The organism is Dyadobacter sp. CY343, from assembly GCF_021390335.1.
In the GTDB taxonomy this organism is placed as follows: Bacteria; Bacteroidota; Bacteroidia; order Cytophagales; family Spirosomataceae; genus Dyadobacter.
This window is the reverse complement of sequence record NZ_JAJUXK010000001.1, coordinates 1,176,413-1,200,567: the sequence shown is the minus strand read 5'-3', so window position 1 is coordinate 1,200,567 and position 24,155 is coordinate 1,176,413. Positions and strand designations below refer to the sequence as shown.

At 46.9% G+C, this 24,155-nt stretch carries 22 protein-coding genes; 10 read left to right on the top strand and 12 right to left on the bottom strand.

All coding sequences use genetic code 11. The features are described 5' to 3' along the window. Positions 1 to 45 precede the first annotated feature (45 nt). Positions 46 to 2,406: an ABC transporter permease gene (locus LZG94_RS04975; RefSeq protein ID WP_233790828.1), complete on the top strand. Its 2,361-nt coding sequence runs from the start codon at positions 46 to 48 to the stop codon at positions 2,404 to 2,406. A 73-nt stretch (positions 2,407 to 2,479) separates the two neighbouring features. Continuing rightward, positions 2,480 to 3,664, top strand: a complete 1,185-nt coding sequence (nhaA, locus tag LZG94_RS04970) for a Na+/H+ antiporter NhaA (protein ID WP_233790827.1) — start codon at positions 2,480 to 2,482, stop codon at positions 3,662 to 3,664. 11 nt (positions 3,665 to 3,675) lie between these two features. Here nhaA and LZG94_RS04965 read toward each other — a convergent pair whose 3' ends face one another. Then, positions 3,676 to 5,340 (bottom strand): mechanosensitive ion channel family protein, encoded by a 1,665-nt coding sequence (locus LZG94_RS04965; RefSeq protein WP_233790826.1) that lies wholly within the window; start codon positions 5,338 to 5,340, stop codon positions 3,676 to 3,678. A gap of 129 nt (positions 5,341 to 5,469) precedes the next feature. Here LZG94_RS04965 and LZG94_RS04960 point away from each other — a divergent pair, with 129 nt between their 5' ends. Then, complete coding sequence (locus LZG94_RS04960; protein WP_233790825.1) at positions 5,470 to 5,952, top strand: BLUF domain-containing protein; 483 nt, start codon at positions 5,470 to 5,472, stop codon at positions 5,950 to 5,952. 63 nt (positions 5,953 to 6,015) lie between these two features. Here the strand turns inward: LZG94_RS04960 and LZG94_RS04955 are convergent, their stop codons facing one another. Further along, positions 6,016 to 6,279, bottom strand: a complete 264-nt coding sequence (locus LZG94_RS04955) for an NAD(P)H-dependent oxidoreductase (protein ID WP_233790824.1) — start codon at positions 6,277 to 6,279, stop codon at positions 6,016 to 6,018. Between the two features lie 32 nt (positions 6,280 to 6,311). Further along, positions 6,312 to 7,310 carry a 2-hydroxyacid dehydrogenase gene (locus tag LZG94_RS04950; RefSeq protein WP_233790823.1) on the bottom strand — a complete coding sequence of 333 codons (999 nt, stop codon included), beginning with the start codon at positions 7,308 to 7,310 and terminating at the stop codon, positions 6,312 to 6,314. A gap of 185 nt (positions 7,311 to 7,495) precedes the next feature. On the opposite strand from LZG94_RS04950, the gene LZG94_RS04945 reads away from it, so the two are divergent. The 4 genes from LZG94_RS04945 to LZG94_RS04930 all read left to right on the top strand — a co-directional run bounded on the left by LZG94_RS04945 (position 7,496) and on the right by LZG94_RS04930 (position 10,082). Further along, a complete protein-coding gene (locus LZG94_RS04945) occupies positions 7,496 to 8,566 on the top strand; it encodes a PAS domain-containing sensor histidine kinase (protein ID WP_233790822.1) in 1,071 nt (356 codons plus the stop codon). A 237-nt stretch (positions 8,567 to 8,803) separates the two neighbouring features. Further along, positions 8,804 to 9,013 (top strand): hypothetical protein, encoded by a 210-nt coding sequence (locus tag LZG94_RS04940; protein WP_233790821.1) that lies wholly within the window; start codon positions 8,804 to 8,806, stop codon positions 9,011 to 9,013. A 4-nt stretch (positions 9,014 to 9,017) separates the two neighbouring features. After that, positions 9,018 to 9,233 (top strand): hypothetical protein, encoded by a 216-nt coding sequence (locus tag LZG94_RS04935; RefSeq protein WP_233790820.1) that lies wholly within the window; start codon positions 9,018 to 9,020, stop codon positions 9,231 to 9,233. Between the two features lie 12 nt (positions 9,234 to 9,245). After that, positions 9,246 to 10,082 (top strand): universal stress protein, encoded by an 837-nt coding sequence (locus tag LZG94_RS04930; RefSeq protein ID WP_233790819.1) that lies wholly within the window; start codon positions 9,246 to 9,248, stop codon positions 10,080 to 10,082. Between the two features lie 114 nt (positions 10,083 to 10,196). Here LZG94_RS04930 and LZG94_RS04925 read toward each other — a convergent pair whose 3' ends face one another. Continuing rightward, the gene (locus LZG94_RS04925) at positions 10,197 to 10,838 is read right to left on the bottom strand and encodes a universal stress protein (protein WP_233790818.1); all 642 of its coding nucleotides are present in this window, start codon (positions 10,836 to 10,838) and stop codon (positions 10,197 to 10,199) included. Positions 10,839 to 11,011: 173 nt separating this feature from the next. On the opposite strand from LZG94_RS04925, the gene LZG94_RS04920 reads away from it, so the two are divergent. The 3 genes from LZG94_RS04920 to LZG94_RS04910 all read left to right on the top strand — a co-directional run bounded on the left by LZG94_RS04920 (position 11,012) and on the right by LZG94_RS04910 (position 13,618). Beyond that, positions 11,012 to 12,082 carry a cation-translocating P-type ATPase gene (locus tag LZG94_RS04920; protein ID WP_233790817.1) on the top strand — a complete coding sequence of 357 codons (1,071 nt, stop codon included), beginning with the start codon at positions 11,012 to 11,014 and terminating at the stop codon, positions 12,080 to 12,082. Between the two features lie 110 nt (positions 12,083 to 12,192). After that, positions 12,193 to 13,038 (top strand): universal stress protein, encoded by an 846-nt coding sequence (locus LZG94_RS04915; RefSeq protein WP_233790816.1) that lies wholly within the window; start codon positions 12,193 to 12,195, stop codon positions 13,036 to 13,038. A gap of 280 nt (positions 13,039 to 13,318) precedes the next feature. Further along, positions 13,319 to 13,618, top strand: a complete 300-nt coding sequence (locus tag LZG94_RS04910; protein ID WP_233790815.1) for a PAS domain S-box protein — start codon at positions 13,319 to 13,321, stop codon at positions 13,616 to 13,618. Between the two features lie 244 nt (positions 13,619 to 13,862). Here LZG94_RS04910 and LZG94_RS04905 read toward each other — a convergent pair whose 3' ends face one another. The 8 genes from LZG94_RS04905 to LZG94_RS04875 form a co-directional block, all read right to left on the bottom strand. Continuing rightward, on the bottom strand, positions 13,863 to 14,330 hold the full coding sequence (locus LZG94_RS04905) for a DinB family protein (RefSeq protein ID WP_233790814.1): 468 nt from the start codon (positions 14,328 to 14,330) through the stop codon (positions 13,863 to 13,865). Between the two features lie 357 nt (positions 14,331 to 14,687). Then, positions 14,688 to 14,819, bottom strand: coding sequence for a hypothetical protein (locus tag LZG94_RS26350; RefSeq protein ID WP_255700588.1), 132 nt, complete (start codon positions 14,817 to 14,819; stop codon positions 14,688 to 14,690). A gap of 227 nt (positions 14,820 to 15,046) precedes the next feature. Next, positions 15,047 to 16,207: an exo-alpha-sialidase gene (locus LZG94_RS04900; RefSeq protein ID WP_233790813.1), complete on the bottom strand. Its 1,161-nt coding sequence runs from the start codon at positions 16,205 to 16,207 to the stop codon at positions 15,047 to 15,049. A gap of 2 nt (positions 16,208 to 16,209) precedes the next feature. Next, a complete protein-coding gene (locus LZG94_RS04895) occupies positions 16,210 to 17,436 on the bottom strand; it encodes an AGE family epimerase/isomerase (RefSeq protein WP_233790812.1) in 1,227 nt (408 codons plus the stop codon). 6 nt (positions 17,437 to 17,442) lie between these two features. Then, entirely contained in the window at positions 17,443 to 18,960 is a 1,518-nt protein-coding gene (locus tag LZG94_RS04890) for a sialate O-acetylesterase (protein WP_233790811.1), read from the bottom strand. Continuing rightward, positions 18,957 to 21,560, bottom strand: coding sequence for a sodium:solute symporter family transporter (locus LZG94_RS04885; RefSeq protein ID WP_233790810.1), 2,604 nt, complete (start codon positions 21,558 to 21,560; stop codon positions 18,957 to 18,959). The genes LZG94_RS04890 and LZG94_RS04885 overlap by 4 nt, the downstream gene beginning before the upstream one ends. Before the next feature lie 47 nt (positions 21,561 to 21,607). Next, positions 21,608 to 22,549: a dihydrodipicolinate synthase family protein gene (locus LZG94_RS04880; RefSeq protein ID WP_233790809.1), complete on the bottom strand. Its 942-nt coding sequence runs from the start codon at positions 22,547 to 22,549 to the stop codon at positions 21,608 to 21,610. 24 nt (positions 22,550 to 22,573) lie between these two features. Further along, complete coding sequence (locus LZG94_RS04875; protein ID WP_233790808.1) at positions 22,574 to 24,154, bottom strand: RagB/SusD family nutrient uptake outer membrane protein; 1,581 nt, start codon at positions 24,152 to 24,154, stop codon at positions 22,574 to 22,576. Position 24,155 lies beyond the last annotated feature (1 nt).

Genomic DNA, 24,155 nt, shown 5'->3' with positions numbered 1-24,155 from the left:
TCTAATGAGTTGGTAATACTTATAAACACTTAGTATCCATAACTCATGATCCGAAATTATTTAAATGTCGCGGTTCGCAATTTGCGTGCGGGCGGCTGGTATACGGCGCTGAACATCGGAGGCCTTGCCGTAGTGCTGGCTGTTAGTTTGCTCTTGTTCTGGTGGGTCCGGAATGAGCTCAGCTTCGATCGCTTCCACACACATACCGACCGGATTTACCAGATCAATACTCATTTTGGCAAAGGTGAAGATGAGTATACATCTACATCGACACCGGGACCGATCGCAGTGTCGGCTCTTAGGGAAGTGCCCGAAATAAAGAATGCCGTCCGCATCGGAGATTATCCTTCGGCAACATTCAGGGTTAACAACCAGACGTTTACTGAAAAGGGAAATCTTGCTTATACAGACGCTAATTTTATAGAGATATTCGATGGCTTCAAGGTGATCTTTGGTAATAAGAATGCGCTTTTTTCTGCGCCTAATTCTGTGGTATTGTCCGAAAAACTGGCTCACAAGTTCTTTGGCACTGCCAATGCGATTGGCAAATCGTTTGTCAATGTTGAAAGCAACGCCACTTTCACAGTGAGTGCGGTTTTGAAAGATGCTCCCTACAATTCATCATTCAGACGCGATATGTATGTCAATCTCGCCGTCTTGAAAAGTCTTGATCCGCAGAAAGGAGGCCGCCGCTCAGTTGATGACAACTGGGATGATTATAGTTTTACCACATATGTAAAGCTGGGTGCGAATACAGTTCCGACGAAAGTTGAAGGAAAACTGACCGACATACAGGGCAGGGCACACCGAGACGCAACTAACCCTTCGGACTTTCTCTTACAGCCGCTTTCTGAAATCCACCTATATCCGGTGGAAGGAAATGAATCAGCCAGTAAGCAGGTAGGCATGATGGGAGCTGTTGCCTTACTTTTGCTCAGTATCGGCTGTATTAACTATGTGAACCTTACCACCGCACGGGCCACCAGACGGTCAAAGGAAATTGGCATTCGAAAAGTAGTAGGCGCGGGCTCGCGACAACTGGCCATGCAGCTACTGGTGGAATCACTACTGACATTGAGCCTGTCGCTGTTCCTGTCCGTCGGGCTGCTGCAAGGGATCATTCCGTTTTATGTCAGTATTACCGGCGAATCGGGTCACTTTTCACTTTTCGATCTGCAAACGTGGCAGATTCTGATAGGCGCACTGGCATTCTGTTTTGTTCTGGCAGGGCTTTACCCCGCGTTTCTGATCTCCGGATATAATCCGATCCAGGCCTTAAAGGGACGTTCCAGCAAGGCCGGTGGAGCGCTGCTTCGCAAATCATTGGTGGTAGCGCAGTTTACGCTGGCAACCATGCTCATTGTGGGTACATTTGTCATTGGCAGTCAAATGCGCTTTATCAGAGACCGTGATCCGGGGTTTGACCGAGAACATACCTTCACATTTGTTGGACGAAATTTCACACCGCAGTTCAAGCAAGCACTCAAAGGTGAGTCAAGTATTCTGGCCGTAAGCACTGCCACAGATACACCCGTCAATGTGCTGACTGGCACTGTGTCGACTGATTGGGACGGGAAAGCCAGGGACCGGACGATCATCATGGCGCAGATAAGCGTAGATCAGGATTTTATCCCGAATTTTAAATTAAGACTAATTGCCGGCAGGAACTTCAGAGGCGACAAGACAGATTCAACCTCCATTATTTTAAATGAAACAGCTGTAAAACAGACTGGTATCAGAGACCCAATTGGCAAGAGATTCAAACTGGACGGTACAGAAGGGGTGATCATCGGTGTTGTGAAAGATTTCAATATCACCTCCATCCGCGAACCCATTATGCCGCTCGTTATATATAGTCACCCTAACCAAAATTACCGCGTTCATGTGCACACGACGGCACAACTTGCGCCAGTTGCTTTGGCCAAAGCAGAACGGTTATGGAAGCAATACATTCCGGGTTACCCATTTGAGTACGCTTTTCTGGATGCCGATTACAATGCACTCTACCGTACCGAGGAGAAAACCAGTCAGCTATTTAACTTTTTTGCAGGGATAGCAATTGTGATCTCATGCCTGGGATTATTGGGATTAACCTCCTTTACTACTGAACAGCGAACCAAAGAGATTGGCATTCGAAAAGTACTTGGAGCGACGGTTCTGAACATTACAACATTGCTTTCCAAAGATTTCATGAAACTTTTTGTGATCGCGATCGTCATCGCTTCGCCCATCGCCTGGGTTGTAATGGATCACTGGCTGAAAGATTTCGCCTACAAAGTGGAGATTCAATGGTGGACTTTCCTGCTGGCCGGCCTGCTGGCATTGACAACTGCGTTAATCACCATTTGTTTTCAGAGTGTAAAAGCCGCCATGGTTAATCCGGTACAATCGATCAGTTCGGAGTAGACGTGTTTTTTAGTTCTCGCATTTAGACCAGGCTTTTGGAAGTAGTTTAAATGTTAGTTATTAGTTTTACCCCATGGCAAATCTAATTAACCTGAATTCGTTTAAGAAATTCTTCCAGTCCAGTTCAACGGGCGGGATCATCTTGATCATTTGTGTGATGATTTCGCTGATCATTGCAAATTCAAGCGCAGGACCAGGCTTTGAGGCACTACTCGCTACGGAAATTGGCGCTGATATGGCTGGTGTTCACCTGCGCTACCCCGTCCTGCTCTGGATCAATGACGGATTAATGGCCGTTTTCTTTCTTCTGGTGGGCCTTGAAATCAAGCGGGAAATGGTGGAAGGTGAACTTTCATCTTTCAAGAAAGCATCACTGCCGATCCTGGCCGCTATCGGGGGCGTTCTGGCCCCTGCGTCGATTTATTTCTGGTTTAATTCAGGCACCCCGACCGCCAGCGGCTGGGGCATACCTATGGCGACAGATATTGCTTTTGCCATCGCCATCATTTCCATGCTCGGAAAGCGCGCACCATCTTCCTTGAAAATATTCCTTTCAGCGTTGGCAATTGTTGATGATTTGATGGCAATCCTGGTGATTGCTATCTTCTATTCAACCGACATTCACTACACTTACCTTTTATATGCGTTTGGAATATTTATTTTCTTGTTGCTTCTCAACAAACTTAAAGTCAAAAGTCTTGCAGCATATCTGATCCCGGGTCTTTTCATCTGGTATTTTATCCATCACTCAGGAGTCCATGCTACCATCGCTGGTGTGCTGACAGCCTTTGCGCTACCTACCACTCCGGATGCAACCGAGTCACCTCTCGAAAAGCTTGAACATATATTGGTCAACCCGGTCAACTTTGTCATTATGCCGATCTTTGCACTTGCCAATACAAATATTGAATTCGAGCCTGGAATGCTGCAAGGACTGACCACGGTGCTAGGCCTGGGTATCATCGCGGGGCTTGTAATTGGCAAGCCTTTTGGCATTACCCTGTTTTCATGGATTGCCGTTAAACTTGGGATCGGTAAAATGCCAAAGCATGCTTCCTGGATGCACATCATTGGTGTAGGCATGCTTGGAGGTATCGGCTTTACCATGTCGATATTCATCGCCTTGCTTTCTTTCGCTGGCGAAGAGCTGATCTTATCGGAAGCCAAGTTCTCAATATTAACTGCCTCGGTAACCTCCGGAATTTTAGGGTATTTCTGGCTGCAACAGGTTAACAAGAGAACGTATAAAAATAACTAACGACCGCCACCTCATTGCGGGGGAATGATCGGGCTTTCCTGCTGGGGTAGACCGTGATCTTTGGCATAATAAACCGTTTGAGAAGGAAGCATCAGGCTCGTACCGCTGCTGGTGATCACTTCCATCATTTTCAAGAGCAGCTCTTCCTGTATTTCAAGAAAAACATCGAAGTCCGCTGTGTCAACGTAAGCATATACCTCGATTTGAAGGCCGCCAGGCCCTATTTCTACAAACCTGACACGGGCAGGCGAGGGATTAACCCGCGGGTGGGTAAGCAATACCCTTCGCAGATCCTGGATCAGCTGACGGATCTGGTCCGGTGTGGTTTCAAGCCGCAGATTGAAGATGGGGTGAAACCACAGGCGTTCGCGATGCGCATAGTTTTCAATTTTCAACGATGAAAGTTCTCCATTGGGAATTGTAACAACGGTCCGGTCATTTGTACGGACCTGCGTAGCGCGCATTCCGATGCGCTCAATGGTTCCGGAAATGTCGCCTATCTTGCAAAAATCACCGACCCGAACAGGCTGATCCGCGATAATCGTCACGCTGCCGACAAAGTTTTCAACGGTTTTCTGGGTGCCGAGCGCCAGCGCAATACCACCTATCCCGAGCGCGGCAATACCGGTTGTTACATCAAAACCGAGCGTATCCAGGATCATAATCACACCCACAACGACTAATGCGGTTTTTATAGCTCTTCTAAAAAAAAGGATCGCCGACACTGCTGCCTGATTGCGATGCTTTTTAAGGCGGTGTTCTGTTACCCCGCCAATTACATCGATTAACTGCCAGATGAGCAGCATTACCGCCACTACCCCAACGATGAGATTGAGGTTTCCGAACCGTTGCCGAACTACGAGCGAAATACCCGCCTCCCGGCTCAGGAACATAAATAACCAGGTTGAAAGGTATAACTGGACAGGCAGAGAAAAAGCCCGGATCACGCCTGCATGCGGATCTTCACCTGCTTTTTTGTAAAATTTTGGCAATAAGAAAATAACGAGCCTGGCCAGCCCAAACGCCATCAGATAAGCAAAGATCAGCAGGATGATCGAAGCAACCCAGTGTGATACTGGCGCGCCTCCCCATTTGTTTTTTTGCATGAAGGCAGGCGAAATGTCACTGATCAGCGTACTCGTCTCGATATCACTCACATTGAGTGGAATGCGCTCTATGGTTTGTGTCGAAAACAGCCAGATTGGATTGCCTTGCTTGTCTTTGAAGCTTTCGAGGATCAGGTCAAAGGATTCATTTTCAATTGTGACGGCACCAATCCTGTCCAGGTTTGGGCCGAGGTTATCGTCGGTTTTTCCTTCCGGCTCATTGCTGATCCAGGAATACGGGTAGATCCGGCCATTCACTTCCAGCAGCGCCTGCAATGCTTTTGCCTGCGCCAGGGTGTTCTGGCGCTTTTTGAGCGCCGGGTCGCGGCGGACGTACAAGGCCGCTTTCCGGTAATCGTTTTCGTAGCTGGCTTTCAGGAAACCGTCGATGGTACCGCGTGGTGTACGTCGGCCGAGCGAATCGGGCGGATACACGGGTCGAGCTGGCTTTGCAGTATCCTCCGGCATCGGCGGCAGCTGCGCCATAACAGGGGCCTGTGCGAGGATTATCAATATGACGCCCAAAAGCGGGGTGATCAGAAAGGCATTCAGTCTTTTTTTGTATCGCATTGTTCAAGGCAAATTGGTGCAGCGCCCGTGTAAATTGTATGCCAGCATGTTGGAGAATGCGAAAACGGCTATAAAAAGTGGTTGCGACAGGATGCACCCGATCGCCACTCGCGCAAACTTTCCAGTGGCATGATTTTAGTCATGAAACCACAAGTGACATCAACTTTATTGACGGTACAACAACCCAAACTATCGATGGAATTCTGCGTTGTCTACATTAGTTCTTCCGACTTGCTTTCTGCTGATGAACTAGATGAATTGTTAAATAAAAGTCAGCAAAAGAACCGCAAACTGGGCATTACAGGTGTATTGCTGTATTGCAACGGCAGCATCATACAAGTGCTTGAGGGAGACGAGTCGACGGTAAGTAATCTTTATAGTGTCATTTCAAGCGATCCCCGACACAGTCAGGTAACCAGATTATACGGTGGAAAAATTGGTGAAAGGTCGTTTCCAGACTGGCAGATGGGTTACAAGACTTTGACCCAAAATGAAATGACTTCTTTATCTGACCAGCTTCCATTTATCCGAAATCCCTACGTAAATCCCCCCGACGGCGGTGTTATTATGTCGTTATTAAAGACATTTTACTTAAATAATCACCGTAATTAACCTCTCCTTCACCCGTAGGAACGATAACCGTGATCCGCTCGCATTAAGCCCCAAACGCAGAGACTAGTTTGTGGCTATATCCTTGATAATCTTACTGCGCTTTTCTTCATACAAATGTTTGACCCTGCCAATACGAGTAACCTTTACAGGTTCAAGTTGCTGAATGACGGAGTAGCCTTTCCACAAAATCGGGTCAAACTGCATTTCACCTATATTCTGCCTGCGCACCTGATGCCCGGCCAGTAACATTTCCTGCTCATAAGCGTCAGCAAGCCGCCCATTAAAACTATTTTTATCAGGGTGAGCCAGCAAAATGTAAATATTCATGAAAATGTTATGTTAGATGATCGACAGCCCGTTTATACCAAAACAACAGAATTATTCTCTGGCGTCTGCCCGGAAGCAAGTTCATTGATGCTTTTCAAGGTAATCTGCGCTATTTCGGAAAGTGCTTCTTGCGTAAAAAATGCCTGATGCGCGGTGACCAAAACATTGGGAAAACTAATCAGGCGCTGGATCACATCATCGTCTATGATGCTTCCCGAAAGATTCCGGAAAAACAGCTTTTCTTCCTGTTCGTAAACATCAATGCCCAAATAAGCTACCTGCTTGCTTTTCAGCGCTTCTATTATGTCAGCAGTATTAATCAGCCCGCCACGGCTGGTGTTGATCAAAGCGACGCCGGTTCTCATGGTGGCTATCGTCTTTTCATTGATCATATAATGGGTATCCTCATTAAGGGGGCAGTGCAGTGAGATGATATCACTATTTGTCAGCACATCATGCAATGTGGCATACACGACGCCGGAGTTTTCAAGCTCTTTATTTGGGTACAAATCGTGGGCCATAACTTTGCAGCCAAAGCCCAGCATAATACGGCAGAAAGCGCTTCCAATTTTACCGGTCCCAATTACGCCAACCGTTTTCCCATACAGGTTAAAGCCCATTAACCCATTCAATGAAAAGTCCTGCTCACGTACCCGGTTATAGGCTTTATGTGTTTTCCGGTTCAGGGTCAAAAGCATCGCTACCGTATGTTCGGCGACAGCCTGAGGCGAGTATTCAGGAACGCGGCAAACTCGGATGCCGTGTGACCGTGCTGCATCAAGATCGACATTATTAAAGCCGGCACAGCGCAGCGCAATCACTTTAACGCCTTTTTCGGCTAAAACCGAAATTACTTCCGCATTCACCTTATCATTCACAAAGACACAAACCGCTTCCTGGTCCTGAACTGCGTTTACAATGTGTGGGCCGAGATGGGTTTCAAGATACTCTATCTCTAAGCCATAATCTTCATTATACAGGTTAAAAAACTGCTTATCATAAGGCTTAGCAGAAAAAAACAGGATCTTCATCAGATTGGGTCGTTTTAGTTATTAATTCCTTTGTTCAATCGTAATATACTTCGCTTCAAATAGAAAAGAGATTATTAAGACATAATTTGGCAAGCATTTTCAAATAAGAAATTACATGTCCTTTCACTATTTTGGTGCTGCATTTTGTTGAAGAGATCTAGCAGCATGAACCAACATTACTTTTTATGAAAACAGCATTGTTAGTCCAGTCTGTGGTGGATCACATATCCGCTATGATCGCCTACTGGGATAAGGATTTAGTTTGCAGATATGCAAACGCATCTTACCTGGAATGGTTTGGCAAGAAAAGTGAAGATATGATCGACAAAATTACGCTTCCACAGCTGCTAGGCCCACTTTATGAAAAAAATCTACCATACATCCAGGGGGTTCTCTGCGGAAATGCCCAAACCTTTGAGCGGGAGATTACGCTTCCGAACGGCAAGAGCAGATACACACTTGCCAATTATTATCCGGACATAGTAGATGGACAAACACTTGGGTTCTTTGTGCATGTAGCTGACATCAATGATGTTAAATTGCTGCAACAAGAGCTGGCAAAGTCCAACGATGTAATCAATCAGCAAAATAAACGTCTTGCAAATTTTTCAAATGTCGTCGCCCATGATCTCCGCTCATATGCAGGTAATCTTCGGTCCCTCGTCACGTTATACGATCTTGCCGAAGATAAAGTAGAAGAAACGGCACTGATTGAGATGCTCAAAGACCTCTCTACAGGATTTTCATCCATGGTCGAACATTTATCGGATATGGTCAAAATTCAAAACTATGATAAAGACAAATATCAGCCCTGCAATTTGCTCGCACACCTTTCAACGACGATAAATTCTTTAAGCCTGCAAATTAAATCATTGAATGCCTCGGTATTGACGAATGTTGACCCGGGGCTGCACGTCCTGGCACATCCGGCCTATCTGGAAAGCATTATTTTAAATCTTCTTAGCAATGCTCTGAAATACCGACATCCGGTCAGGGCTCCGAAAATCAATATTGACACGGTTTGCACCGACACCCACCTACAATTTCGCATTAAGGATAACGGTATTGGAATTGACCTGCAAAAACACGGCAAGGACCTATTTGGAATGTACAAAACATTTAATGGAAATCCAGATGCCAGAGGTGTAGGGTTATTTATTACAAAGTTTCAGATTGAAGCCTTGGGCGGATATATCCAGGTCGACAGTGAAATAGGTCAGGGATCTTGTTTCAAAGTGTCTTTACAACCCGCTTAGCCGGGATATTCATTTTTCATAACCAGTGAAAGCTGACGTAAATCATATCGTCACCTATTCATCGTCAGCCTATTCGAGGCTTGCATACGGTTACTTTGATACAGAATCAATAGTTAACTATGCGCTCCCTTATCTGTTACCTCACACCGTCCCGGTTGTCATCACCTACGCACTGAGTGGAAGCAGATGCCATATTTGTCTATTGCCGGTAAACCTATCACTTTCATCTGATAAACCATGGAAACATACGGAATATCACCGCTCGCATTCTGGGCTGCATATGCTGCCAGCAATCTGGTTGCCATAACCCTAATCTGGACTGCTAAAAAGCATCCTGGATTTACCAGGGCAGCTTTTTTTATAATTTTTATCGGGGCTTCCGCTGTGAATACCTACATCGCCATTGACTCCCCTTGGGCGCGGATCGCAGCTCACGCATTAAAGTAGAATCATGAAACAGGACTTATCACGGATCGCCAATACGGCTTTGATCTCAAAGATTACAAATGCAAACCATGCCGCTTCATTGATCAAAGATGGAATGGTTGTTGTTTCCAGCGTCCCCAGGATATCACCAACTCTGCCGAGGTGTACGCTGCTATCGCCGAGCACAGCCGATTCATTGCTTGAAAACCTGGACTTACCATTCTTTTTTGCTCACCATTAAACCAGAAACCTTATGAAAAAGATCATTGCCGCCATCGACGGACTCAAATACGCGGAAAGCACGGTACAATTTGCCATTCAGATTGCACGTGAAACCCAATCCCATCTGGTCGGGGTGTTCTTAGAAGATTTTAGCTATCATAGCTATTCCGTTTATGAACTGGCACCACGCCTGGAACCCTGGGAGCAGCAACTCCGCAAGCTCAATGAGGAAGACCTTGTTTCACGGGCAGAATCGGTTGAGAAATTTACCGCGCTTTGCCAAAAGGCCGACATTGAATTTAACATCCACCACGACCGGAATTTTGCATTGCCGGAATTATTGCACGAAACGGTTTATGCCGATCTTTTGATCATTGGCAAAAATGAAACGCTATCGCCTTCTCCGCAAATACCGCCCACCGGCTTTCTTCGAGATCTATTGGGCGATATCCAGTGCCCGGTGCTGGTGGTACCGGAAGATTTCGAGCTAGTTGATAAGATTGTACTCTTATACGATGGACAGCCTTCATCCATGTTTGCCATCAAGATGTTCAGTTATTTGCTACCATTCATGAAAATGCTTCCGGTCGAGATACTAACCGTTAAACCACAGGATGAGAACCTGCACGTGCCGGACAACCGCCTTATGAAGGAGTTTTCCAGAAGGCACTTTCAAAATGCCAGCTATCGTGTGCTGCATGGTGCTGCCGAACAGGAAATTGTGAGATATTTAAAAGAAAGTGAGCGACCACCGCTGGTTGTATTAGGCGCTTATCAGCGTAATCTGGTGTCGCGGTGGTTTCGTCAAAGTATGGCAGATGTGCTGATGGAAAAATTGGATAGTCCACTTTTTATAGCACATACCTAAGGCTGACCGGGCATCTAGCCCGGTCATTTTGCCTTTATCAAGCTGGATGTCAGAGATTGCTGCACGCAGGTCCAGGTAAGCAAATGCGCGTGGTTGGCTACATCGGCCGAAACGCTAGAAGTTGGCGTAGCTCCGCAGGCTGACTGTTGCCTCCTCATCATGGACCAAGCTCATTGGATAATTATTGATGTAAAGCACGTGCAGAATTGCATCGAAGCGTGCTTGCAGGGTCTTGACCTGTGTCAAAAATTCATTTTCCGTCAAGTTCATTGATGTAGGTACGATAATATCCTGTACATCCCTCAAATGTTGCATTTGGTGGGTCACAAATACGGGAATTGGAGAGCGACGCACGGTCTTCTCGGCACTGGATCCGACAAAGAATTCTTTGAAACCTTGTGCGCCCATAGTGGACATGGCGATCATGTCGACATTTTCACGATCAGCTACATTGATGACTGTTTCAATCAAAGGACCTGTTTCTACAGATAAACTGATCGGCACACTTGTCTCACCTAACGCTAATTTCATTTTTTCAAATTCTTTCTCGGCATCCTCCATCAGCTCAGCGACCGCAAGCGAGGGATCGGTGAGCAAGTAAGGCTGGTCGGCCATACCGTTCCCGTATAGATATCGGGCTTCAATAACATGAAGAATTTTCACTTCTCCGTGACTCCCTTGTGCAATCTCTCTGGCAAACCCAACCGCCTGTCTGCCAGCTGTTGAAAAATCGCAGGGTACTAATATTTTTTTCATGCGCAGGAGTAGTAAGGTGAGTCAATTTCCTGCCAAATTATCCTGATATATAGCTCTTTCCGATGACCTTGCCTACTCTTCTGACTGACATTAGTCAGTTTTACGGCAGCCGATATACGGCAAAGCTATTGGCCAACAGAAAAACATCCGACTGACCATGCTTCTGAAACGATATGACCTTCGTCATTCTCTTGGTAGCCTGCTCCGCTAGCATACAGATCAAGATCATTACTGGCGACAATGCCGCCACAACCCAGAACATTGCATCGCAAGTCGGGTTTCCTGGCGCTGAGAATGTCCTGCTTGGGCAGAACCTTCTCGGACAGGATGATCAGGACCTGAGAAAAACAGTAACAGATACCCGGATTTTTGCGCGTATGTTTCCCGAGGCAAAACTTCGGGTCATCAATGCACTGAAAGCCAATGGCGAAATTGTAGCGATGATCGGCGATGGCGTAAACGATGGCCCCGCGCTCAAAGCGGCTCACATTGGCATAGCCATGGGCAAGAAGGGAAGCGAAATTGCCAAACAAGCGTCTGCACTCATTCTGCAAAATGATGATTTGTCCGGAATGGTGGACGCCATTGCGGCCGGAAGAAGAATTTATACCAACCTGAAAAAAGCGATCCGGTACATCATTTCCATTCACATACCCATTATCCTGACCGTATTTGTACCATTGCTTCTAGGATGGAAGTATGCAGAGATTTTCACTCCCGTACACGTCATCTTTTTTGAACTGATTATGGGACCTACATGCTCGATCGTTTACGAAAATGAGCCTGCCGACAAAGATGCTTTATCGCAGCCGCCCCGCCCTTTCACCAGCAGCTTGTTTAGTACAAATGAATTGCTGCTCAGCATCATCCAGGGCCTGGTCATTACGGCGGGTTTGTTCGGCGTTTACTGGTATGCGTTAATGACTGGCTCCGGTGAGCCGATGACCAGATCGCTGGTTTTCATCTGTCTCATTTCCGCTAATTTCTTTCTGACACTGGCCAACCGCTCATTTCAAAAATCAATTTTTTCGACGTTGAAATACAAAAATGACCTGGTTGGATGGGTCTTAACCATATCGGTTTCGCTTTGCATGCTCATCTTTTTTACACCCACATTGAGCGCCTTGTTTAAGCTCGACGCTCCCAACATCGTTCAGACTTTACTCAGTATTCTGGTTGGGTTTATATCCGTTAACTGGTTTGAGATTTACAAGTTTTGGAAACGGAGGGAATTATCGCGCTGAGTGACCAAAATCATAAACTGAGTTAAGCCTTATCAAGGTATTAAAGTCCTCAATTCCTTTATTTTAAATGGAAATGAACTAGCACTGTAACTAACCAAAAACTTCGTCCCATGAAAAACATTCTGGTTCCCTGTGACTTTTCGAAGGCCTCTGAGCAGGCGCTTCGATTTGCTATTGAAATTGCGACTCTAAGCCAAGGAGAAGTGACCGTTTTACATGTCATTAACCTGACTCCGAACTACATTGAGACCCTTGAAACAAATCCATATTATGTTGATTCCATGTCTATTCTCGCTGAACTGAAACGACAGGCCGCTGCGGATTTTGATGAACTTAGGCAAAAGGTAGATACCGGGAATATTCCTGTGAAACTGGCTATTGAACAAGGTCTGTTCAATCATGCTATTTTAAAGTCCATTCACAAGCAGCATGCTGATCTTGTGGTGATGGCAACAAACGGTACCAGCGGGCTTAGCGAAATTTTGGTAGGCTCAAATACGGAGAAGATTGTCCGAAGCTCCCCTGTCCCGGTTTTCGCCGTTCACAAGAATCAGAAAGTTGATCAAATCAAAAACATAATTTTCCCTACTACCATCGAATTGAATAAGAGCGGGTTGATCGAAAAAGTGAAAGCATTGCAAGGTTTTTTTAATGCGAGGCTTTATTTGCTACATGTCAAAACCCCGGAATCGAAGCAGAAGGACCAGGAACTGAAAATGGCATTGACAAACTTTGCGCGGTTTTACGAATTAGAGAACTACCTGGCAGTGGTCAAGCAAGCCAAAACAGAGGAAGAAGGAATTATCAGATTTGCGCGGCAACTCGAATTCTCAATCGTAGCCATGTCTACGCACGGACATACCGGTTTGACACATCTCATGCTGGGCAGCATTGCGGAAAACGTTGTCAACCATTGCCCGGAAGCTGTCTGGACGTACTCGGCGTCAGAGGCATAAATTTTCCTGTACCTAGCAAATAATGTCATATTGATTTATTTTTAGATCTAACCTGCTATCGCTTAAAATGGCTATTTCCCTAAACCAATTTATTGATGCGCTTCCTGCCGACAGAATACAAGCTGCTATCTGAATTAAAGTCAAAGATTTCCGTCTTGGAATGGATAGCCCTTTACGAGGGCCGCAACAAAAGGTAAAAAATGTTTCGCTGCACCCTCGATGGCATTGTGATGCTTTTGTTAATCGCTTGTCTAAGTCACCTCCTTAACCTATATTGTCTATGTTTAGTGATATTTTAATACAAACCAAGGCAATTTCACGACATATTGAGATGCTAGATGCCCTATTCAAACATGCAACAGAAGGCATTGTAGTCGTTAAAAAATCAGGTGAGATAATCATGGTAAACCCGAAAGCCAAGGAGCTTTTTGGCTATGCCGATATGGATCTGATAGGCAAACGAATCGAAACACTGATACCACAGCGTTTTGCAAAAAACCATGTACATTATCGTAATGAGTATCTAAACACACCCAAGGCCAGAGGAAGGGGCCATTCTTTCCAATGCGATCAAGTATAAATTGCCGATGCCTGATTAAGAACCTTCCACCAGGCGTCCAGGTAACATTAGAATTGTATTCTCAAAATCTTCTACAAGCCTTGAGAATATCTCGTTCAAAGTCAATCCGACCAGCAAACCAGTTCATTCCATTCCAACCAAGATTTTAGAAAAAGGCCAGTGGCTGGCACAACTGATCTGGTCGCAAGGTAAATCGCAATTTTGCAGCGAGCAGGTAATTGACATCAATTGAAATGCCGGGCCGCTATTTCACGCCGTCTGCATATTTGAGGATAATGGCCAGTTGCCCACCGTGATGTGCAGTATGAGATATGATCCTGCCGAGCGATTCCGCTTTTGTTTTCACCCCAAACTCCTTGGTTACAATCTCAGTATCCCAATCCTGATCACTTTGCAGACTAATAGCATTCTCCAACGCTTTTGCCGAATAAGACACATAGGCAAGCAGGCTGGGAAGATCGGTCCATTCTCCTGTATCGTGCTGGGCGATCAATGTTTTCGCGCTTACTGTGAGTTTGCTGCCAAAGATGTTTTTAGCAAATAACAGTTCCACATCTCCAATATGCCGGATCAGGAAGCCCACGCTATTTTGCGTGAGAGGTAATTTTCGGATCAGGTCCTGTGATTGAAGGTTTATTAATTGGTTTGAGAAACGTGTCCTTGCTTCTTTCCAGAGAGCTAGCAATGTCTGTGTTTTCGGTTGAAGTTCCATTCTGATTTTTTTGGTTTTGAATGCAAATCAACCATCTCCACATGTACCATGGTATGAGCCTGATCATTTGACGATGTGATATACATGTCATTTGATAAAACATCGAGCTCCTCCGTTAGCCCCTGTAACCGCTTCTGCATGATTGCTTCCACCTGAGCAGGGCTTTTTAGTATAAATAGTCAGAATATTCTCCGCGACACTGCACCGGTACGCAGGAGATCATCATAATTCACTCTAAGTTGAGGCTGAAACAAACCGACTCGCATCTGGAACTGCTGCCAGGGCGAACAAAAAAGGCTAGGAATGACCCTAGCCTAACGATAGCTACGTGCGATAATTTTCAAGCTGTAAAAAAAGCTAATCGCCTTTTTTATGCTTGTGCGGTTTCAAGGAAGGCGTATTGCCTGGAGATTCCTTATTGTCCCGTTGACGCTTGTCTGGCTCTTCCGTCGACTTAGCAACTTTTTTGGGTCCTGTCTTTATTCCCATTTCGATATAGTGTTTTATTAAATATAGATAGTTGGCTAAGACTAAAAAGTTATGCCATCGATTTGAAATTGTTCAACGGGATTACCTTAATTGTGCGATCAGGCATAAGCATTGACTGCCTCCATCATAAATCCTTGATTTGCTCAGTCAATCTGATCATTATGTCAATCAGCAAGGAGACATATGCAAGCAAACAATTACCTCCATTGTCGCAACAGCCAATAACGCTAATCCTTCCAACTCATTTCCTTAAACACAATCGATTTATAACCATCAAATTCATACAAAACACCCACTGTTTTCTTGCCGGTCTGCACCAGATCGGAATAAGCTGTATAATCCTTTTCGCCGTTTTTGCGCTTGTCGACCACGTAACTTTGCTTCCATGTTTTACCGTCGTCGAAGCTGATCCTTAATGTGAGGTTGTCGCGTTCTTTGGTGTCGGCTGCGTTGGAGAATGCGAGAATGTTGTGTTTTTTGTTTTTACCAATGGTCAGAATGCTTCCTTCGCAAACGGGATCGGGCAGGTTATGGTCAAAATAAGTGGTGTCCCATTTCACTCCGCCATCGCTGCTGACCGCCACGATCCGCGCGCGAACATCGCCCTTCTGGTTTCTCGCATTGAACATGACCCTGCCTCCCGAAATTTCGGCGGCCGTGGATTCATTGGAACCTTCGATCGATATCGTTTCGCTTAGTTTGAATGTTTTGCCATGATCATCGCTGTAAAAACCGTGTGCCTGGTAATCCGCACCTTTTGGTTTTGGGTCGCCGGCAGAGTGGTTGGCTGCAATGTAGATCCTGCCTTTAAATTGCCCTTCCGTCATTTGCATGCCGTGCCCCGGCGTGTTCGCGTAACTTCTCCAATCTTCGCTGAAATTGTAAGCCGCATTCACGTCCGGCATTTTCGGTTTGTGAACTTGTGTCGTAATGGTGACAGGTTCGGCCCAGGTTGCGCCCGCATCGGTTGATGTTTTATACCAAACCTCACGCAGTCCTTTGCCTTTGCGCACTTCGCCTTCGTGGTTATTTCCTGTGTTAAAAAACAAAAACAACCGCCCCTTCGGAAATGCCGGATCGCTCAGGTCGAACACCGGAGCCGGATTTCCGGCTTGCAGCTTGTCGTAGCCCGCCACCACTTGTGATGCAGACCACGTTTTGCCTTTGTCTTTGCTGCGTTTCATGACAATATCAATATCGCCAAAATCCCCGCTTCCGGCCACCCTACCCTCTGCAAATGCGAGCAGATCACCATTCGGTGCGCGCACAATGGCGGGAATACGAAAAGATTTATAACCTTCTGCGCCGGAAACAAAAACGGGCGTCTGCGCCTGAACGGCGAGCTGGCAAATCAGTAATGCGATGAGGGTTAGTTTTATGATTTTCATGTTCAAGCGTTCTGTTTTTCAATTTCAAAAATGTTATTCTCCGCTCCGTCACCGACCAGCTCCTGCATCAGCTGCGCGCAATACCACTCCTGCCTCGGCAAATGGAACGGGCCTTTGAACAAGTTGCCTTTGGCTGTTTGCGCCACACTTCCGTCGCGGTGCAGGTAACCAAACCATTCCCCATTTTCCTGATCGTGAAAGTGGGTGTAGGCCCAATCGTGCACCATCGTGTGCATTTTCGCGTATTTCTTGTCCTGGGTAAGCGTATAAGCCAGCAGCGTGGCAATAATTACTTCATTATGCGGCCACCAGAATTTCATATCCTGCCAGTATTCCTGCACCGGCTTGCCATACACATCCCGGAAATAGAATATCCCGCCAAATTCCTTGTCCCAGCCGCGTTCCCACATATAATCGAGCATTTTGCAGCCGAGCGCGATCAGGTGCGGGTCATTGTTCCGGTATTTGGCCTCGTGTAAAATAAACCATGCACCCTCTATCGCATGGCCCGGATTGAGCGTGCGGCCGTCGATGTGGTCGATAATGCTGCCGTCGGGGGCGACTTGCTCCATCACACATTGAATGTCGTCTTTGACAAAATCACTTTCAATTTCCTTGATAAACCCGTCGATCAATGCATCGCAACGCGGGTCGCCGATGGTTTCGCGCAGTTGCTGGGCGGTGTTCATCAGGATCATCGGCACACCGATTCCCTTGGCAGGTCTGGTGGAAGTGAACTTGGGTTCGAGCAGTACGGGCGTGGTTGCGTACTCCATGCATTTACCGAATAAATAGCGCGCCTTTTCCGCGGCTTCCTGGTCCCCGCTCGCTTTTGCATAAGCCGCATTGGCAAGCACGGCGAATGTTTCCGAAAAGAAATAACGGCGTTTGCGGATGGGCTCCCCGGCGCGTGTCATGTGGAAAAACATGCGCCCGTCGGTGTCAAAACAATGTTTATTCAAAAAATTAATTCCTGATTTGGCTCCTTCCAGCCATGCTTGTCTGGGCTCCACGGTGTTGTACAATGTCGCCAGCAACCATGCCGTGCGGCCTTGTATCCAAACGGCCTTGTCATCATCGAGCAATGTGCCGTCGTGATCGCGCATTAAAAGATATCCGCCAAACTCCTCATCCAGCGACCTCGGAAACCAAAACGGCAGCGTGTCGTTCAAGAGCTGATTTTTGTAAAAATCTCCCAGGTTTTGCAGTTCTGCTTTTGTGTAATGCATTGCTTTTTATTTTACTGCTATTGAAAAAGTCGAAGCAGGCAATCCCGCCTCATTATAAAGATTAGCCCGCGTAAAGGGCTGATATGCGTACAAAACGGTGCTGATCCGCGCACCAGCCAGAACGCCGATCACGACTTCATTGCCTGAAATTCTCGCATTTACAGACATTCGTTTCCCGTTTTCCGTCAGCAATTCGAAGCCCGTCAGCCGTGCGTTGTTTTTGGTCAAAAGGCTTTTTTGTTTTGGAAAAACACCTTTCCCATTTGAAAACCGAATCCTGATCTCGCCGTGTTTGAATATTGCTTTTTCCGCAACCGGCCCTTCGGCTACGACATTCTTTTTATATGTATCCCGAAGTGCAAGCAATGCGAGCCGCTCGCCAACTTCCTTCTTTTGTGTGGGATGCACATCCAGGGAATCGCCCAGATCGAGACTTACTGCCATACCCGAATTGGGCATTTTGTTCAAAAGCTTTCGTTGCGAATCCCTGAATTCGGGCCAATTGGGTCTTTCAATGCTGGATAACTGCACATAATAGAAAGGAAACGGATAACCCCATTTTCGTCGCCAGTCACTTACGAGTGTTTCAAAAATACGCGCGTGCCCATCCACGTTATGGGCATTGCTTTCTCCCTGATACCAGATTACGCCGGCAATGGGAAGCTCAGTAAGGGGTAAAATTCCAGCCTGGAAATTGTATCCCGGCTGAAACGGGTGCAACTGTTTTGAATCTGTTGCGTTCACGAGATTCTGCCCGATTCGCTCCCGGCACCATTCCATCACATATTTGGAATGCGTATAATCCTTTACGATTTCTGTGAGATCTGGCTCTTGCTCCAGTCGTTTTGCATCTACCCAGGATTCTGTTGGGGAACCACCGACTGCAACCTGAATAAGGCCAACGGGGACGTTTTGGTCGGCAGCTATTTTTTTCCCAAAATAATAACCCACTGCTGAAAAGGAAGCTGCGGATTGGACACTCAGCGCTTCCCATTGTCCTGTAAAATATTCGTTGCGGTTGATCTTGGTCAGTGTAACAGAATCCCAAGCCACATTATAGGTAGAAACTATTCCAGCCCGATGCAATACACGGATCCGGGCATCGCATGCGCCTGCCTTCAACTCATCCGGACCTGTTTTCGAAGCCCGCAAGGGAAAATCCATGTTGGACTGACCGGAACACAGCCACACATCGCCGATCATCACGTCGGTTAATTTGATTTTCTGATTGTTTGCCGAAACAGTAACGGCATAAGGACCGCCCGCTTGGGAAACAGGAAAAATAACCTGCCATTTACCCGATTCATCCGATTTTGCAGCCAATGTTTTATCCTGAAAACTTACCTGGACCTGAACACCATTGGCTGCCTTTCCGAAAATTTTAATGGGTTTGTTCCTTTGCAAAACCATATGATCTAAAAAAACGGGAGCCAGTTTTAATTCAGAGACGGCCGAATTTTGCGCACTGGTATAACCAATACTGAGCAGTAGAACAATGATATATTTTACTATCCGAATCATCATTCGTACATGGTTAAGCCTTTCAAATCGCGCTCGGCGGGCATGATCAAACTAAAAATGTAACCGAAAACCACGCAGCTAACCAGTCCGGTAAATGCGTACATCAGCAAGTGAATGTTGGTATAATGCTGTATGAGGATCTGCGTAAAACAGCTGATGCCCATCCCGATCATCACGCCGTTTCCGCTGGCTTTTTTGGTGAAAATCCCCAGGATAAATGCGCCACCAATGCAGCCGGTAAACAGGCCGAGAATGGTGTTAAACTTATCCCAGAGCGAAGAAACACCCTTATGCGCCATATACAACGCGATGCAGGTGACGAAAATGCCGAGCAGTAATGTGGTGGTTCGGGCAAAGAACAGCGTTTGTTTTGGCGTAACGCCGGGTTTGAATTTTTGGTAAAAATCCGTCGTCAATAATGTGGCGGTGGAGTTCATGCTGGCCTCGGTGCTGCTCATAGCCGCAGCAAAAATGCCTGCGATGAGCAGCCCAGACAAACCGGCAGGAAGCTGGCTTACGATATACCAAGGAAAAATATTGTCCTGATCATTCAAAGCCATATTAACCTCCTGCGGATGCTCGCGGAAAAACAAAAAGAGCAACGTGCCGATCGAGAAAAAGACCAATGTGGAAGGCAATGTCAGCCACGCGCCGAGTTTCAAACTTTTGATCGATTCCTTCTCGGATTTCGTCGTCAGATAGCGCTGCACCGTAGTTTGATCGGTGCCATAGGTAAGCAAATTGATCGCTAACCCGCCGATGACCACCACCCAGAACGTCGGTTCGGTGAAATCGAAACGGAAGTCGAAAACCTTTAATTTATCAGCATGATTAATGGCATTGATGCCTGCATCCCAGTCGGTAATGTGAAATGGAAGATAAAACAGGCAGAACAATGCGCCCGTGGCCAGGATCAGAACCTGGATCACTTCCACCCAGATCACCGCCTCAATGCCGCCTTTGACCGTGAAGAAAATACTGATCGCACCGATCATAATGATGCAAATGTTGATGTCTATGCCCGTTACCAGCGTCAGCGCAATGCTTGGCAGCAGCACCACAATGCCCATCCGCCCGATTTGCAGCAACACGTAAAGCGCCGAGGCCATGACGCGCGAGCCATAATTGAAGCGTTTGCCCAGATATTCGTAGGCCGATGTGACGTGCAGCCGCCGGTAGAACGGAATAAAGAATTTGGCGACCAGCGGCATCACCATAATGATCGTCATGAGCAGGAAAAAGTAAGTCCAATCCGTGCCGTAAGTCTTGGCCGGAATGCCCATGAATGTGATGGCGCTGAGCTTTGCACCAAAAATGCTGATGCCGGCAGCCCATTGGGGAATGCGCTCGCCGCCTTTGAAATAATCGTCTGTGTTGCTGGTTTTGCCGGTGAATAAAAACCGTCCGGCCGTCATTAATAAAAAGCAAATCCCCAAAACAGCCGAGTCGATCCACGAAAAGAATGGCTTGTGCTGAATGCTGCCTTTCGTGATCACGGGCGTGCGGGTTCCAGGGCGGATCTCTCCGCTGGGAATGATAATGTCGTTGTTCCATTTTACCGCCGTGGTCGTCACCTGTGCGGCTCCCGGCAGCTCGCCCACGGTTGTCCAGGCATTGGTAATGGTGTTGTATAAGTAAATGTCTTTGCTAAAACCTTCGTGGGAAGTCAGCAATGCGACTTTTTCCGCTTGCAGCTTTTGTTTCAATTCCGCTGTTCCGGCTTGCGCAATTTGTGCATTGAATGTTTCGATCTGGTGAAACACATTGCCTTTATCGCCGCCGATCAGCAGAATGTAGGAAGCGCCACTGGCCACGCCCGTTCCGGCAGACCACGTGGTAACCTGCTTTCCATCGCTGATATCGCCGAGTTTTTGCCAGGATTTTTTAGCCGGATCATAACTAAAATTGCTGCTGTGCAGATCACTGACCCCGCTCGCCGTCGCGCTTCTGCCGCCAAGCACATACACCTGCGCATGCTTTCCATTATGCTGTGAAACCACCACCGAATGCGACATAGCAACCGGCAATGCAGGTAAAATCTCCCATTTCGGTGCGGCGTCCGAAAGATTCAATGCAAAAAAATGGTTGGACGGCTTGCCATTGTTTTCGCCTCCCGCCACATATATCGTGTTACCAATGCTGGTCGCGCCGGCATTGGCCAGCGCAACCGGCATATCCGGTAAGGGTTTAGAAATGATTTCATTTTTTGCAGCATTCCATTGCATCATAAAAGCCTTATTAGTCACACCATTTTCCAGCTCTCCACCCAGAAAAACAATCCCATCCGCCACGGAAACACTCGCCCCATATGCTATTTTTACATGCAAGCGAGGCTTCTTTGGTGTAATCCATTCGTAACTGTCCTGCTTTTTTTGCAAAACATAAACTTCATCCCGATACACTTTTTTGCCACCTTCCCACGGCATCCCATTGGGGAAATTGGCTCCGCCCGCGACGATCAATACGCCGTTATGGACGCCTGTGAATGCTCCGGCAACGCCCAGCTGTTTTTCGTCCTTTGCGGGAGCAGGCAGGTTGGCAAGTTCCGACCAGACGATTTCATTCGCCTTCTGATCCTGGGCGCGCAGCGTAGGTGACCACATAATTTGTAAGCAAAAAAGAAGACAGAAAAAAGCGGTTCGGAGCTGCATTAATGAGTGTTTTTGGTCATAAGCTGACCTGATTTAAACGAATCGAAATCCAGCGCAGCCACATCCGATTGGAATGCTTCAAACTGCGCGTCGCTCATATTTTTTACGGGTAAGCGAAATTTACCACAATCCATCCCCACCACCTTCATATAAGCCTTACCGACCGAAATTCCACCATATTTGCCCAGCAAACGGATCATATCAATTGATTTCTGCTGTAATGTGCCTGCTTTAACAATATCGTTCTGTTCAAAAGCTTCTATTAATTCATAATAAAGCGGCGCCGCATAGTTGAATGTGCTGCCGACCGCACCCTTCGCACCGACAGCCAGGGCAGAAAGCATGTTTTCATCGCGGCCCCAAAGCATATCGTATTTGCCATTCCGGAAATTCAGGCATGATTGAAAATCCATGAAATCCTCGTGCGTATACTTGATCCCGGCAAAGTTTGGAAGCCGCCCGTCGATGGCTTTCAGCAGATCAAACATTGGGAAACCTACGCCGGTGAGCACCGGAATGTGGTAATAATAGAAAGGCATTTGCGGCACCGTTTCGGCAACGGCGATGATGCATTCGGCCAGCATTTCCACATTAGCCGGTTTGAAATAAAACGGACTCGTGAATGAAACCGCATCCAAACCGATCTGCTCAGCATGTTTTGCCAATTCAATGCAATCTGCAATGCAGGTCCCGCCCAGCAAAGGCATAATGGTAAAATCCTGATCCGCTTTTGCACAACCTGCCCACGCCTCGGCCACCTGCTTTTTCTCCGAAACTGTCAGCGAGACGCCTTCACCCGTAGAGCCGCAAATGAATGCGCCGGTTACGCCATTTTGTTTCAAAAATTGATAATACGCCGGGATCAGATCCAGGTTAAGGCTGCCGTCGGCGTGCATGGGTGTAAACGGAGCGGCAATGAGGCCTTTCAAATGTAAATTCATAATATAATGTTGATAATCTGATGCTTAATTTGGTTTTGCGGTTTGGTAGCCCGGCGTTTGCGCCACCAGCGGATCATTGGTCCAGATGTTAGCCTCAATCGGCCATAGAATCCGGTAAGCTTGCGTGGTTTTGTCGAGCAGGCCGTAAGGATGGCTTGTAGTCTTAAATATAAGTGGTTCAGCGCCATACTTCATCCTGCGGAGGTCGTACCAGCGTTTTCCTTCGTGTACAAATTCCTTCGTACGCTCTTCAAAAATCGCCAGTTCATTGGCATCTTTTCCGGCGTTTTTAAATGGTTTCGGATCCTTGGCAGGCGCAAAAGCGCGGTCGCGCACGGGCTGAATAAATGCAGTTGGATCGCCGCCTTCTGCATTGGTGATCTCAGCGAGCATCAGCAATCGGTCAGCCTCCCGATACACCGGCCAGTCGTCCGAAAAGTAGCGTTTGTTGGCATCAATGATTCCCAGGAATTTCACCAGCGCAGTGTTTTTAATGGTTGTTACAAAAGGCTTCACGTCCGTGTTGACTTTATAAAAATCATAAAATGTAGCATTCCGTCGCGTGTCGGCCACATCGTAAGATTGGAACAGCTCAAAAGTGTACGCATAGCGCTGGATCACCTGCATGGAATTAGGCGCGGCTAATGTCAAAGGATCAACCAGAAAATTGCCGACTCCCGCGCTGACCGTTGAATCCTTGTAATGCAGCCCGTTGAAGTTAAATGTGGAATAAGTGTAAGCCGCCACATTACCCATTTCAGCCTCACCTACCCGGAAGCGGATCGCAAAAATGATCTCACTGTTGTTTTTCTGATTATAGGCAAAAACGTTGGCAAAATTGGGGAGTAACGCACTGCCCGTCACCGCATTCAAAGCAGTTTTGGCTTCCGCGAGATCGGCTGTTGCATGATACACCTTGGCCGACCATAGTAAAACTTCTCCTTTGAGCATCAAAGCCGCATTCGGCGACCATTGACTTTTATCCGTAGCCGCAGCTTGCGCGCCGAAAAGTGAGATTGATTTGTTCACATCAGCCTTGATCGCCGCCAGCACATCGGCCTCAGCTGCACGCGCTTTTCGTAATTGCACTGCATCCGTAGTTCCGTTCAAAACATCCGCTTCGAGCACCAGCGGCACGCCACCATAAGTCCGCAGTAAGTGGAAATAATAGTAAGCACGCATCGCATAAGCTTGTCCTAAAAGATAGCTTTTGCGCGTTTCAGGCAGGAAAGAGATTGCTTCTACTTTTTGGATAAATAGGTTAAGCTGCAAAATCGGCCCGTAAAACCCTGCCCAGTTGCTTACTCCGGAAGATGTTTCTTCCAAACGCTGCTCGATCACCGGAAGCTCGTTCAGAGAAGTCGCTTGACGGTCGACAGTGCTATAAGTACCGCCGCGTAATTCACCCAGGCGCAGAAACTGGAACTGGTTATCCCGGAATTGCTTGTGCAAACCCAACATGAAATTACTAACCTGCGATTCGTTCTGCCAAAAGTTGCTATCGCCAAAATAATCCTGCGGCGCAAGTTCGAGCGCATCCTGGCAGGAGCTGCCCAGCACCGAAAGCAGTGCCCAACAAATGTAAGTTCTGATCTTTTTCATCATG

Bases quoted from the DNA above. Each gene is read 5' to 3' on its own strand.
- LZG94_RS04940 (WP_233790821.1), top strand. From the start codon at position 8,804: ATGGAAACATACGGAATATCACCGCTCGCATTCTGGGCTGCATATGCT.
- LZG94_RS26350 (WP_255700588.1), bottom strand. From the start codon at position 14,819: ATGGGAATAAAGACAGGACCCAAAAAAGTTGCTAAGTCGACGGAAGAG.
- LZG94_RS04905 (WP_233790814.1), bottom strand. From the start codon at position 14,330: ATGGAACTTCAACCGAAAACACAGACATTGCTAGCTCTCTGGAAAGAA.
- nhaA (WP_233790827.1), top strand. From the start codon at position 2,480: ATGGCAAATCTAATTAACCTGAATTCGTTTAAGAAATTCTTCCAGTCC.
- LZG94_RS04890 (WP_233790811.1), bottom strand. From the start codon at position 18,960: ATGATGATTCGGATAGTAAAATATATCATTGTTCTACTGCTCAGTATT.
- LZG94_RS04930 (WP_233790819.1), top strand. From the start codon at position 9,246: ATGAAAAAGATCATTGCCGCCATCGACGGACTCAAATACGCGGAAAGC.
- LZG94_RS04965 (WP_233790826.1), bottom strand. From the start codon at position 5,340: ATGCGATACAAAAAAAGACTGAATGCCTTTCTGATCACCCCGCTTTTG.
- LZG94_RS04955 (WP_233790824.1), bottom strand. From the start codon at position 6,279: ATGAATATTTACATTTTGCTGGCTCACCCTGATAAAAATAGTTTTAAT.
- LZG94_RS04915 (WP_233790816.1), top strand. From the start codon at position 12,193: ATGAAAAACATTCTGGTTCCCTGTGACTTTTCGAAGGCCTCTGAGCAG.
- LZG94_RS04945 (WP_233790822.1), top strand. From the start codon at position 7,496: ATGAAAACAGCATTGTTAGTCCAGTCTGTGGTGGATCACATATCCGCT.
- LZG94_RS04935 (WP_233790820.1), top strand. From the start codon at position 9,018: ATGAAACAGGACTTATCACGGATCGCCAATACGGCTTTGATCTCAAAG.
- LZG94_RS04900 (WP_233790813.1), bottom strand. From the start codon at position 16,207: ATGAAAATCATAAAACTAACCCTCATCGCATTACTGATTTGCCAGCTC.
- LZG94_RS04950 (WP_233790823.1), bottom strand. From the start codon at position 7,310: ATGAAGATCCTGTTTTTTTCTGCTAAGCCTTATGATAAGCAGTTTTTT.
- LZG94_RS04910 (WP_233790815.1), top strand. From the start codon at position 13,319: ATGTTTAGTGATATTTTAATACAAACCAAGGCAATTTCACGACATATT.
- LZG94_RS04925 (WP_233790818.1), bottom strand. From the start codon at position 10,838: ATGAAAAAAATATTAGTACCCTGCGATTTTTCAACAGCTGGCAGACAG.
- LZG94_RS04895 (WP_233790812.1), bottom strand. From the start codon at position 17,436: ATGCATTACACAAAAGCAGAACTGCAAAACCTGGGAGATTTTTACAAA.
- LZG94_RS04885 (WP_233790810.1), bottom strand. From the start codon at position 21,560: ATGTGGTCACCTACGCTGCGCGCCCAGGATCAGAAGGCGAATGAAATC.
- LZG94_RS04920 (WP_233790817.1), top strand. From the start codon at position 11,012: ATGACCTTCGTCATTCTCTTGGTAGCCTGCTCCGCTAGCATACAGATC.
- LZG94_RS04960 (WP_233790825.1), top strand. From the start codon at position 5,470: ATGATTTTAGTCATGAAACCACAAGTGACATCAACTTTATTGACGGTA.
- LZG94_RS04875 (WP_233790808.1), bottom strand. From the start codon at position 24,154: ATGATGAAAAAGATCAGAACTTACATTTGTTGGGCACTGCTTTCGGTG.
- LZG94_RS04975 (WP_233790828.1), top strand. From the start codon at position 46: ATGATCCGAAATTATTTAAATGTCGCGGTTCGCAATTTGCGTGCGGGC.
- LZG94_RS04880 (WP_233790809.1), bottom strand. From the start codon at position 22,549: ATGAATTTACATTTGAAAGGCCTCATTGCCGCTCCGTTTACACCCATG.